Source organism: Vibrio sp. 2017_1457_13 (assembly GCF_030851525.1).
Classification (GTDB): domain Bacteria; phylum Pseudomonadota; class Gammaproteobacteria; order Enterobacterales; family Vibrionaceae; genus Vibrio; species Vibrio metschnikovii.
This window is the reverse complement of record NZ_VHTA01000003.1, coordinates 166,921-179,425: the sequence shown is the minus strand read 5'-3', so window position 1 is coordinate 179,425 and position 12,505 is coordinate 166,921. Positions and strand designations below refer to the sequence as shown.

7 protein-coding genes are annotated in these 12,505 nt (G+C 42.6%); 3 read left to right on the top strand and 4 right to left on the bottom strand.

All coding sequences use genetic code 11. The annotated features are described in order from the left end of the window. Positions 1–23: 23 nt before the first annotated feature. Complete coding sequence (locus tag FKN88_RS05270; RefSeq protein ID WP_154167883.1) at positions 24–2,504, bottom strand: EAL domain-containing protein; 2,481 nt, start codon at positions 2,502–2,504, stop codon at positions 24–26. Positions 2,505–2,789: 285 nt separating this feature from the next. On the opposite strand from FKN88_RS05270, the gene FKN88_RS05265 reads away from it, so the two are divergent. Continuing rightward, positions 2,790–5,003, top strand: a complete 2,214-nt coding sequence (locus FKN88_RS05265; protein WP_154167881.1) for a YgiQ family radical SAM protein — start codon at positions 2,790–2,792, stop codon at positions 5,001–5,003. A 70-nt stretch (positions 5,004–5,073) separates the two neighbouring features. On the opposite strand, the gene FKN88_RS05260 is transcribed toward FKN88_RS05265, so the two are convergent. The 3 genes from FKN88_RS05260 to FKN88_RS05250 form a co-directional block, all read right to left on the bottom strand. Further along, a complete protein-coding gene (locus FKN88_RS05260; protein WP_154167879.1) occupies positions 5,074–6,942 on the bottom strand; it encodes a methyl-accepting chemotaxis protein in 1,869 nt (622 codons plus the stop codon). Positions 6,943–7,244: 302 nt separating this feature from the next. Continuing rightward, positions 7,245–8,339 (bottom strand): 3-phosphoserine/phosphohydroxythreonine transaminase, encoded by a 1,095-nt coding sequence (serC, locus tag FKN88_RS05255; RefSeq protein WP_154167877.1) that lies wholly within the window; start codon positions 8,337–8,339, stop codon positions 7,245–7,247. A gap of 238 nt (positions 8,340–8,577) precedes the next feature. Continuing rightward, positions 8,578–9,840: a DUF945 family protein gene (locus FKN88_RS05250; protein ID WP_154167875.1), complete on the bottom strand. Its 1,263-nt coding sequence runs from the start codon at positions 9,838–9,840 to the stop codon at positions 8,578–8,580. Between the two features lie 185 nt (positions 9,841–10,025). Here FKN88_RS05250 and FKN88_RS05245 point away from each other — a divergent pair, with 185 nt between their 5' ends. After that, positions 10,026–11,960 carry an ATP-binding protein gene (locus tag FKN88_RS05245; RefSeq protein ID WP_154167873.1) on the top strand — a complete coding sequence of 645 codons (1,935 nt, stop codon included), beginning with the start codon at positions 10,026–10,028 and terminating at the stop codon, positions 11,958–11,960. A gap of 10 nt (positions 11,961–11,970) precedes the next feature. Beyond that, a complete protein-coding gene (locus FKN88_RS05240; RefSeq protein ID WP_154167871.1) occupies positions 11,971–12,468 on the top strand; it encodes a response regulator in 498 nt (165 codons plus the stop codon). Positions 12,469–12,505: the final 37 nt, after the last annotated feature.

Genomic DNA, 12,505 nt, shown 5'->3' with positions numbered 1-12,505 from the left:
ATGGGCTATAACGCCATAGCTAATTACAAACACGGTTGTCTTTCTGCTAAATGCAGCAAGACATCCGCTTGTGTTAGTAAACCTTTATACTTCTCACCATCCACCAAAACCCAAGGAAAGGGGGTTTCATTACTGATTAATTCCGAGATTTTATCTTGTTTGGTATCCGCCTTGAGTTGGGTAAAATGGATTTGCATTAACTGATTAACAGGTCGTCGCCAAATCGCGGCTTCACGCATCGTTTCCAGCTCAGTCCCCATCGTTGGGGTTAAGTGCAAATTTAACGTCTCTCTTAGCACAATTCCAACACAAACCCCTTTATTGATAACCGGTAGTGCGTCAGTTTGTGTCACTTTAAAATACTTGTCGACTAAAGAGAGGGGCTCACTCGGATCAAGATGCGGTTTACCTTTAAATAAATGGATTAAGCTGGTTTTCTTTTGTTGTTGATCAGGTTCAGTATCGATTGTAACTAAATTTCGACGATAATTTTTCGCTTGATGTAATGATGTAAAAGGCAATGGTTTAGAAAAGAAATAGCCTTGCATATAATCGGCGCCCAATGACTTTAATACCATCACTTCTTGTTCAGTTTCGACCCCTTCTGCAACAACCTTAATCCCTAGACTATGACATAATCCAATGATCATATTTACTATTTTGCATTTATTACTACCAAGCTGAATATCAGTAACAAACTCACGATCGATTTTTAAATAATCAAAATGACAATCACTTAAATAAGTAAACGAAGAATATCCAGTACCAAAATCATCAATCGCAACGGTCACACCTTGTTCACGTAGTGATTTTAATGCGTTAGCTTGTTGTGACTGGCTATCAAAATAAGCACTTTCTGTTAATTCTATCGTAATTGATTGTGGGCTATCGGTGTAATTTTCTATCATTTCTAAGGTATTGGTTAATATTTGCACCGCATCCATTTTGCTATTAAAAGAGCGATTAATGGTTAATCCGATATGTTGCCCAAATAACATCTTAATCTTAGGTAAAGCTTGTAAAGAGAGAATACCGACCGTTCTATCTAACTCGCTGATCAAGTTAAGATCCTCAGCAATACTGATCATTTCTTGAGTCGTGAATGCATTATCCTTAGTGGGTTTAAAACGGCATAACGCTTCAAACTTCGCTATTTCCCAGGTTTTGGTATCGACAATCGGCTGATAATGTACCTCGAGATCCCTTTCAGAGATCGCTTTGCTCACTAAATCCTCTAAAGATTTTCGACGCTTAACTTGTTGATGTATCTCACTGTGATAGAAGCTAATCGTCTTTGATTCACCAGCATGTTGCTCAAGCATCGCCTGCATGGCATGAGTGACCATTCTAGCAGGAGTTTTAGCGTCTAACTCTAAAACCGAAACACCAATACGACCACCGATCACCGTCGCGTATATTTCAGATTCTTTTTTCAAATCTTGCATAAAACGTCGAATAGCATGCTGAATTTGTCGAAAGTCCGTCGTTTTTTGACACTTAGTACACGCTAAACACACAGCATAAATATCTTTACCAACGTAACCTGCCAATTTTACTTCTTCACTATTAACCAAGAAATTAGATAACATGACCATCTCAGCATGATGATGATCTGTCGAAAATTTAGGTTGAAAAACAAGCACGATTAATGTGGTATCTTCTTGATTTTCTCTCTGGTAAACACCTAGTAAATCTTTAAATTTATCTTCTGTTGGCAATTGGGTGAGCAGATCAATTTCACCTAATGGGGTATCGGCTACCCGATAAAGGTTTTCTGACAAATCCAAAGTCATCCCTAAAAAAAAGACCCGACCATCCTGTAAAGTAATTTTCTGAATGGTCAACTCTTGTGGCGAGATTTTTCCTGATGCTAATCGATTTAAAATCACCCCGCTCCAACTACCATAATGATTAATGTCATGCCACATAGATTGATAAAAATTGGCTGAGTGCTTCTGACTATTAAAAATACTCGCCTTTAAACCGAGTAATTCACTTTGTTTAAAGCCCGAATATTGCTCAAAATAACGGTTACATGCCAAAATCCGTGTCTCTTGATCAGTCAACATAAATCCATGGTGCGTATTATCAAAAAGATCTTCAAAAAGTTTAGCTAACTCTCTAATCGAGCCTAAAATCATTAATGGCTGTACAGTACCTTTAAGTAAAACGGTTGAAACCCGCTCAATCAAAAACTCCACATAAATCAACGTTTGTTCAGCAATAACCAAGCTGCAGTTAAAATGATGACTCTCGCCTGTTTCAATCACATATTTGAAACAACGCTTCATCTCAGCGGCCTTACTCGGCGTCATATAACGTAAAAAATCTTTGATATTAGTAAAAGAGTGCTTCGAAGAAAGTAGGCTATTGAGTACGGCTTGGTCACAAATGAACTCATGAGTCTCAATATTCAGTGACCATGCAATCGAACGGTATCCTACACTGGTAGGATTTTTTAATGCCTTCTTCTGCAAGCATTCTTGAGAATCTGCTTGTGCCATAATTATCCCAGCTCTTCAACGTGACCGATACTTATTAGCAAGCCATACTCACCATGAAGCAATGAACTTACATAAATAAAAACCATTTGCTTATTAAATATTGTAGCCTATATCACAGAAAGTGACGGTGATTTTCGGATCTTCAGTAACCCATTTAAATTCATCACCAAAAATTAATCGTCATTATTTATCGCCACAAGAAGCCCGACATGACTTAACAGGTTCCCCTAGATACTACTGATACAAGTCGTTATAATGCGCGGCTTATCTATTAGAGGTTAGAATATGCACAGCAAGATCACTCCTATCCATCACTACAAAAAATACTGGGCTGAATGTTTTGGAACGGCACCCTTTCTTCCTACCAGTAAGCAAGAGATGGATGCGCTAGGATGGGATAGCTGCGATATTATTATTGTCACTGGCGATGCGTATGTTGATCATCCCAGTTTTGGGATGGCGATCATTGGCCGCTTACTAGAAGCGCAAGGTTTTCGGGTCGGTATCATTGCACAGCCTGAATGGCATAATAAAGAGGCTTTTATGGCCCTCGGTAAGCCAAATCTCTTTTTTGGCATCACCGCAGGCAATATGGACTCGATGATTAACCGCTACACCTCTGATAAAAAGCTGCGCCATGATGATGCCTATACGCCAAATAATGAAGGTGGTAAGCGTCCTGATCGCGCCACGTTAGTCTATTCTCAACGCTGCCGAGAAGCTTATAAAGATGTCCCATTAGTCTTAGGTGGTATTGAAGCGAGCTTACGCCGCGTTGCTCATTATGATTATTGGTCTGATAAAGTTCGTCGCTCGGTGCTGTTCGATTCCAAAGCAGATATTTTGTTGTTTGGTAACGCCGAGCGTGCTTTAGTCGAAGTCGCTCATCGTTTGGCTAATGGCGACGCTATCACTGAGATGACCAATATCCGCGGCACGGCGGTTATCCTTCCTGCAGCACCCGAACATTACACGATTATTGACTCTTCACGGATTGAAAAACCGGGTAAAGCGTTTGTACCGATAAACCCTTATGCAGTAGAAACCCAGTGTGAGACTAATCAGGAAAAAGAAGCCGAAGCCAAGCCAATCACCATTCGCCCTTCTCGTCACGATGCAGCGACGACAGCCGTACGTTTACCAGCCTTTGAAAAACTGAATAATGACCGGATATTATACGCCCATGCGAGCCGCGTATTGCATTTAGAAACCAATCCCTATTCGGGACGTGCATTAATTCAGCGTCATGGTGATCGTGAATTGTGGGTCAACCAAGCCCCAATCCCACTCACCACTGAAGAGATGGATTACGTATTTGGATTAAATTACGCCCGAGTGCCTCATCCTCAATACGGCCAAGCAAAAATCCCCGCTTACGACATGATCAAGACCTCAGTAAATATCATGCGTGGCTGCTTTGGGGGGTGTTCATTTTGCTCAATTACTGAGCATGAAGGACGAATTATTCAAAACCGCTCAAAAGAGTCAATCCTCAATGAGATGGAAGAAATTCGCGATAAAGTGCCAGGATTTACTGGGACGATCTCCGATTTAGGAGGTCCAACCGCCAATATGTACCGTTTGGGTTGTAGCGATCCTAAAGCAGAAATGAACTGTCGTCGTCCATCGTGTGTTTTTCCGGGTATTTGCCATAAACTCAATACTGATCATAAACATACCATTGATCTTTATCGTGAAGCGCGCAAGGTAAAGGGCATCAAAAAAGTGATGATTGCTTCTGGTGTACGCTATGATTTAGCGATTGAATCTCCAGAGTATGTCCGTGAACTGGTCACTCACCACGTTGGCGGTTATCTAAAAATTGCTCCTGAACACACCGAAAAGAACCCGCTCGATCTGATGATGAAACCGGGTATGGGCACCTATAACCGTTTTAAAGAGATGTTTGAGAAATACAGTGCGGAAGCGGGTAAAAAACAGTATTTAATCCCTTACTTTATTTCTGCTCATCCAGGTACCGAGGATGAGGACATGCTCAACCTTGCGCTGTGGTTAAAGTCTAATAACTATCAATGTGATCAGGTACAAAACTTCTACCCATCACCGATGTGTAACGCGACAGCAATGTATTACTCAGAAACCAACCCATTAAAACGAGTCAAATACAAAAAACGGGAAGAGGTTACTGTCGCTAAAGGTGAGCGCCAACGTCGATTGCATAAAGCATTACTACGTTACCATGATCCGCTTAACTGGCCTTTGATCCGTGAAGCTCTGATTAACATGGGCAAGAAACATTTAATCGGAGACAAAGCAACCTGTTTAGTACCCGCTGATGATGTTGACGCTCGCACTCCTGCGCAACGACGTAAGTCGGGACGCCACGGTGCCAATCGCTTTGCTACCAAGCATACCAATACCCAACCTGGATTTGATGCACTGCGCAGCAATACCAAACCTCATGCGGCTAAAAAAACATCATCGCCTAAAGGGAAAAGCCACACCACCAAACCAACCGCTAAATCCGCTCGCCCTTAATCGCTTAGCTTATATTGGATATAAAAAACTCAGGCAAACCGCCTGAGTTTTTTTATTAAAGGAGAGAGAATTAAACAATAAACTTGTTCATCACTGCCTCTTGACGACGAACATCTTCAAGCTGCTCTTGCATCTGTTGGTTTGATTGGCTCGCGGTATCCGATACTTGCACCGATAAATCTTTAATTTTCACCGTATTCGTATTAATTTCTTCAGCCACCAAACTTTGCTCTTCAGCCGCCGACGCGATTTGCATATTCATATCACTAATTTGCTGAATCGCTTGACGGATACGCAATAAAGCATCATTGGCTTCGCTCGCCTTGGCGACAGTTTCTGTTGCCGTGTCTTTACTTTGTCTCATCGCTCCAGCGACTGAGCTTGATCCCACTTGCAGTTGTTCGATCATACTGCGAATCTCAGTGGTCGATTGTTGCGTTCGTTGGGCAAGTGTACGCACTTCATCGGCCACAACCGCAAAACCACGACCTGATTCTCCGGCTCGCGCTGCTTCAATCGCGGCATTCAAGGCCAATAGGTTAGTTTGATCAGCAATATCATTAATGACTTTTAAAATAGTCTCGATGTTTGAGGTCGCACTTTCTAATTGCTTGACCTCTTCTACTGCTTGATCGATACGTAACGCTAGGGAATTAATCGCTTCTGTAGTGTGTGATACCACTTCAGAGCCTTGCTCCGTGGCGTTATCTGCGTCTTGCGCAGCTGAAGCTGCACCTTGCGCATTACCCGCCACATTCATTGCTGTCGCGGCCATTTCATTCATTGCCGTTGCCAACTGCTCCACCTCATGCATTTGACTTTGCATTGCTTCGGTCGACGCTTGTAAACCGTGAGCGGTAGATTCAGTACTGTGCATGATCTGTTGACCAATCTGCTTCGACTCTTTAATCAACTGCTGTAAAGTTTCAGTAAAACGGTTAAAGCCGCTGGCTAATCGAGCAAACTCATAATCCGTATTGGTATCAAGTCGCTTAGTCAAGTCTCCCTGTCCAGATGCAACATCTTGAATCGCATCATTGAGAGTATCTAATGGGCGCATTAAAATACGGATCACGAAAGAAAGAATTAAGGTGCTGACCACTAAAGCGAGTAACGAGTAAATTAACGCACTACGCCGTAAATCATCAACCGCAGCAAAGGCAATACTCTCATCCAGTAAAACCCCAACTGACCAAGTTTCACCGGGGATTTGTACAAAACGTAATTGATAATCTTGATTATTAATCCTCACTTCTTGTACATCACGACTGATACGTACATTCGGTAAGAAAGCCGACATCGGTTCACCATTAAAACGCGCTTCAGGGTGAGCAACGGTAGTTCCATCATCAGAAACGATAAATAGATAACCCGCATCAAATAGAGAAACTTGGTTAACCAGTTCGGCAAGAGACACAAGACTAACATCAAAAAATATTGCCCCTGAAAATTGCCCACGGTAATTAACTGGTGTGGCAATCGAGATCAATATTTCTCCCGTAGCTGAATCTGCATAGGGCGCGGTAATGGTTAATTGCCCCGCATTTTTGGCATCACGATACCAAGGCCGAACTCTTGGATCCCAAGTTGCTCCCGGGTTCCAACTTGGGTCACTACCGACATAAGAGCCATCTTTATCATAGCCAAACCCGACCAAAATAAAGCTTTTCGCTAAAGCCCTCTGGCGAAGCACATCGGCGACACTTCGAGGATCAATATCAACCTGAACCAGCTCTGTAACATACTGTGCTAACGCTTTACTACCACTGAGATCTTTACTCACCGTATTGCGTACCCCACTAACAATTTCATCAACGCTGCTATTCACTTGAGTTTCAATCTCAGAGCGCATAGTAAAATACTGTTGCGTCGACAAAAGTGTCAGCGTCAAAAGTAGCATCACGGATGACGCTGCGACTACTTTATGACTGAATTTCATGGTTTATCCCTCAAAGAAAACTATCTTCATGCATGGTTGTGCATGCTCACTTCCTTAATTGTTAGGGTCAGACAAAGGGATGACAGCAACATAACGTTACTAGGATCGATTTACTCCAACTCACTAAGGTTTGCTAAGCCATTTACACCAAACCAACTCCATTTTTTATGCACTAAGTATGAACCAAGATCTGTCATTGTGCTGAACAAAACATCGATTATTATCAAATTTATCAAGAATAAAAAACCGCAGTCAGGATACGACACTCCTGACTGCGGTTTGATCGAGAGAAATAAAGCGAGTTAAGCGTATTGCTCAGCAAATTCTTGCATAAAATCGACCAGAGCTTGCACCCCCTCTAACGGCATTGCGTTGTAAATCGATGCGCGCATTCCACCAGATACTCGATGGCCTTTTAGCGAAACTAAGCCTCGAGTTTCGGCCAACGATAAAAAGGTCTCATCTAACTCAGGTTTGGCTAATTGGAAAGGCACATTCATTAATGAACGATTATCTGGATGAATGGTGTTACGATAAAAATCTGACGAGTCAATGTAGTCGTACAGCAAGGCTCCCTTCGCTCGGTTAATCTTCTCTATCGCTTGAACACCACCTTGCTGTTTGAGCCATTGAAATACTAACCCTGACAGATACCATGCAAAAGTCGGCGGTGTATTAAACATCGATTCTTGTTCGGCTAACAATTGATAGTTAAGAATACTCGGTAAAACCTCATTCGCTAAACCGAGTAAATCGTCACGTACAATCACAATACAGATCCCAGCAGGCCCGATATTTTTCTGCGCGCCAGCATAAATCACCCCATAACGAGAGACATCGATCTCACGTGATAAAATCGTCGAGGACATATCGGCCACAATCGGTTTATCGGTGATCGGTAAATCATTAATTTCAATGCCATCAATCGTTTCATTAGGACAGAAATGCACGTAAGCCGAGTCTGGATCAATCGCCCATTCACTGGCTGGCCGTACCGCCGTTTTGCCTTGCTTATTGATTTTGGCGTCAAAGACATCGACACGACAATATTTTTGGGCTTCTTTGACCGCACTCGCTGCCCAGTATCCGGCGTCAATATAGGTAGCGGTATTCGCCTTACCCAATAAGTTTAGAGGGACCGCCGCGAATTGAGCCCGAGCACCGCCATGACAGAAAAGCACCTTGTAATTATCAGGAACGTTGAGCAAATCACGTAAATCTTGTTCAGCCTGCTGCGCCACTTGAATAAAGGGCTTACTACGGTGGCTAATTTCCATCACCGAGACGCCAAGACCATTCCAGTTCACTAACTCAGCTTGCGCTTTATCCATGACGGCTTTAGGTAAGGCGGCGGGACCCGCACTAAAATTATAAATAGTGTCCGTATTCGGCTCCATGTATTGCTTGCTCCTGCTATCGAAAATGGGGAAATGATGTCAAAAATGTAACTGTACTCACCATCTCTCTCTGAAAGAGTCCATGCTGAGTGTTTTCGGTATACCACTTTTTTATAAGAAGAAACAGCTTGAACTGACTGAAGATCGGCGGTTAATTATTTTTCCATCAACTTATCCGCATTACTTTCAGAACCGCCCCCTAAAGAGGCGGCTTAATTAAAAATCGAGACCCTCTTTATTAACGCATCAATAAGGGCATGATCAAACTGATCAAAGGTACTTGTTTACCATTATCAAATGAGACATTGCCTTGATTGATTTGCGCATGAATTCGATACCCTTGTTCATCTTGTGTAGCCATCTCCATCATCACCAGTTCATCCATTCCTTGCTGAATAAAAGGATAATCTTGGGCAAATTGTTGAGAGACAAAATTATCAAGATGACCGGTTAAAGCTGGTAAAATCACGCTGGGGTCTTGCAAAATATCATTTGTACCTTCAGGAATCGTCAGCATCCAATTGGCCGAAAAATCACCGTCACCCACTTTAACAGCGAGTTGATTTAGACTCAGACTAAAACCTTGAGAAAATAGTGTTTCGATCAATGGTAGTGCTTGATTTAAAGCCTGTGCAGGCATGGTTGAGTAGGTTTGATATAACGCGGATAATTGCTCAAAAGCTTGGCTATCAACATCCGCTAACGTGAAGTCAAATGTAGCATCATGCACTTCACCTTCATCGCTAACCACTTGATCAACCGTCAATTTATGTTGGCTAGTAAAACGTTTTTTATGGGCATCCATCGATGAAGTGAATTCATAACTGCCCTGACGAACAAGCAAAAGGGATTGATGGTCACTGTCGTTAATCTCAAGTTCACCAATCGACAACGCTTGCTTACCCAGCCAAAAGCCATTTTCTTGTTTGCCATGACCTTTGGCTTCAAGTTTAGACAATTGCATTTTTTGACCATCGATAAAATCAACCATTACCGAAGGCAAAGTTAGATCATAAGTCACTTCCCCTAAGGTAGTGACTGTGCCAGTAAGCTGAGCCGGCGTTAACGATATCCCTAAGGCTTCATTGTCCAACGGTTGGTAATGCCAGCTATCTAGCTGAATATGATAATCCGTATTGCCATTTAATTGGGTAACGGTCGTCATGGTTAATGGTAATTCGGGGTATTCTGGCAGCCTTGATTGCGCCGACAGGCTGAATAATTGATGTTGAATATCGCTGTCCACTATCCACTGTGTTGGTAAACCTTCGCTGATCAACTGTTGCCGAACTCGCTCATCGAGCACCGTAAATCGAGCTGATACGTGAGAAGAAAGATAGCCACGGTCATAATGAATTAGCTCTGCGCTTATTTGTTCATTCGTTAAATTTTCTAAACCGTGAGTAATCGCTTTCTGACCTATTTGCCCAACCGCTAAAGGCCAACACAAGACTAAAACTACCGCACCACCGATAGCCCCTATTCGTTTGATATTTTGCATAAATGACTCGATTGCTTATTATTTCAAGCAGTGTAACGCAGATGATTGATCGAGCTCAAGTGGTGCCTCATTACCATCAGCGAACTCAAATACTGACGAGGTTAAGATTCTTAAACTCAGCTCTCAAATCTTTTTCGCAAAGCTTGTTACAGTAGCCTAGCTAAAAAGTAATGATAGGGACCGCTGTGAACCGATATGCTCTGCTGTGCTTAGATAATAATCCCATTAGTATTGAACAATGGCGTCATGAATTAAGTATTTTTTCCGCCAAGTTTGATCTCTATACCGCTGATTCTATGCTAGAAGCTCAGCAGGCACTCGAGTTCATCCAAGAAAACCAACAAACCGCCGCGTTAGTGATTGCCTGTCATCATGAAGGCTTTAATGGCGCCGAATTTTTAGTTCAATTAGATAAAAGCCCTGAGACGAAACACGCTCGCAAAATATTGATCAGCAGCGGTCAAGATATTCAAGCCATTTTAAACGCGGTCAATGAAGGACGTTTAGATTATTGTTTAACCAAACCGTTACAAGATAACGTGTTATGTAAGACGGTTCTCCAAGAGTTAACCACGTATGTTCTTGATAATGATAAAGACAATATTCTTACTTACAGCACCTTATTAGATCAAACCCGAATTTTACGCGCGCATATTGATCAGAAAATGCGTATCTATCGTGAAGGTTTTATCAGCGATTATCACCGCATGTCCGATCAACAACTCGCCGAGCAAGTCATTGGTGCCTTGTATGAGTTTTTTGACGGTAATGATGAAACGCGAGCCTGTCGAACTTACTCTGCGGAGCACTTACTCACCGTTGAAGGTGAAGACAATCATTTCTTATGGTTTATTACCTCCGGTGAAGTGGCGCTGTATAAACGAGATGAGCTCGGCCAACAAAGAGAAGTCGTGCGCCACAATAAGGGCAATATCGTCGGAGGGATGTCTTTTGTAACCGGAGAGCCCTCTTTCTCGACCGCGTTAACGTTAACTCGTACTGATGTCATTAAATTAGATCGCGATATCTTTGCTAAAGTGATGCATAGCGATACCAGTTTACTGCCCCTATTTACTAACTTATTACTGCGTCATTTTAATCGACGGCTACAGCGCAGCATTAATACCAAATTACAATTACAAAAAACGCTCGACTCGCTTGAGTCAGCGCATAAGCAACTGATGGAAAGTGAAAAAATGGCCATGCTGGGTCAGTTGGTTGCCGGCGTCGCTCATGAATTAAACAATCCTGTTGCGGCGATTCTACGTGGAAGTGATACTCTACGAACTCATATTGCTCACCTCGTCGGTCATGCTCCACCCCACTCTTTGGAACATACTGGCGCACAACTACTGGCCCAAGCCTTACAATCTAAACCTATGTCCACGGCTGAAGAGCGGGCAAAAGCCAAGCAAATCGCAGAACAAATTCATCATCCGCTATTAGCAAAAAAAATCGTCAAACTCGGCCTAGAGCACGACCAACATCTACTCAATTTAGCTCAGTCTCAACCACAACAAGCATTGCTCGACATTGAACAATTAGAAGTGTATTTCTTAGCAGGGAGTAATCTTCGTTCGATTCAGGTTTGTGCGCAGCGAATTGCCGATATGGTCAAAAGTCTCAAAGGGTATGCGCGCGCAGATGACGAAACGTTTCATACTGTCGATATCCATGAAGGACTAGAGGACACTTTAGTTATTTTCGAAAATCGCCTCAAAAGACATCAGGTTGAAAAGCATTATGCCAAACTCCCCGCTATCTCTTGTCTCCCTATTGCCCTGCAACAAGTTTGGACTAACCTTATCTCTAATGCGGTTGAAGCGTTTCCAGAGCATGGCGTATTAATCATTACCAGTGAGCTACGCCAACAAGGTAATCACGCCTATGCGGTGATCAGTTTTACCGATAATGGTTGTGGCATTCCTAAAGAGCGACAAGACGAGATTTTTACGCTTAATTATACCACCAAACGAGAAGGCGATTTTGGGTTAGGGATTGGTTTATCTGTTTGCCAACAAATTGTTCGTCAACACCAAGGATGGATCAACGTAGACAGTGAAGTTGGTCAATACACTACGATGCAGGTTTGGTTACCCGTCAACCGAGAACCTATTTAGGGAGAAATAAATGCAAAAACTGATGATTTTATGTGTCGATGATGAACGTGAAGTACTGAATAGCGTTATGCAAGATCTGAGCGTCTTCGAAGAACATTTTATTCTTGAAGCCGCGGAGTCTGTCGCAGAAGCCAAAGAAGTCATTACCGATTACCAGCAGCAAGCAATCCCGCTGGCACTTATTTTGTGTGACCACATTATGCCTCAAGAAACCGGCATTCATTTTCTTATCGAACTTAACCAATCTGAAGCGACTCAGCCAACACGTAAGGTATTGTTAACCGGGCAAGCTGGATTAGACGATACCGTCGAAGCAATTAATCACTCGAGCTTGCATTTCTTTATCACGAAACCTTGGCAAGCCGAGCAATTACGTCATACCGTGAAAGAGCAGTTAACTCATTACGTGATCGAAAACGAGCCCGATTTAATGGCTTGGATGCCAATTCTTGATACTGAGTTAATTCTAAACGCACTGGCTGCAAACCGCTCCAGTTATGGTGAATGATCTTTAAACGTGAACAATATCGAGCTTAACAGATAAA

What these genes read in the sequence shown, in the direction of transcription:
- FKN88_RS05270 (WP_154167883.1), bottom strand. Translation starts at nt 2,504, where the DNA reads ATGGCACAAGCAGATTCTCAAGAATGCTTGCAGAAGAAGGCATTAAAA.
- FKN88_RS05265 (WP_154167881.1), top strand. Translation starts at nt 2,790, where the DNA reads ATGCACAGCAAGATCACTCCTATCCATCACTACAAAAAATACTGGGCT.
- FKN88_RS05260 (WP_154167879.1), bottom strand. Translation starts at nt 6,942, where the DNA reads ATGAAATTCAGTCATAAAGTAGTCGCAGCGTCATCCGTGATGCTACTT.
- serC (WP_154167877.1), bottom strand. Translation starts at nt 8,339, where the DNA reads ATGGAGCCGAATACGGACACTATTTATAATTTTAGTGCGGGTCCCGCC.
- FKN88_RS05250 (WP_154167875.1), bottom strand. Translation starts at nt 9,840, where the DNA reads ATGCAAAATATCAAACGAATAGGGGCTATCGGTGGTGCGGTAGTTTTA.
- FKN88_RS05240 (WP_154167871.1), top strand. Translation starts at nt 11,971, where the DNA reads ATGCAAAAACTGATGATTTTATGTGTCGATGATGAACGTGAAGTACTG.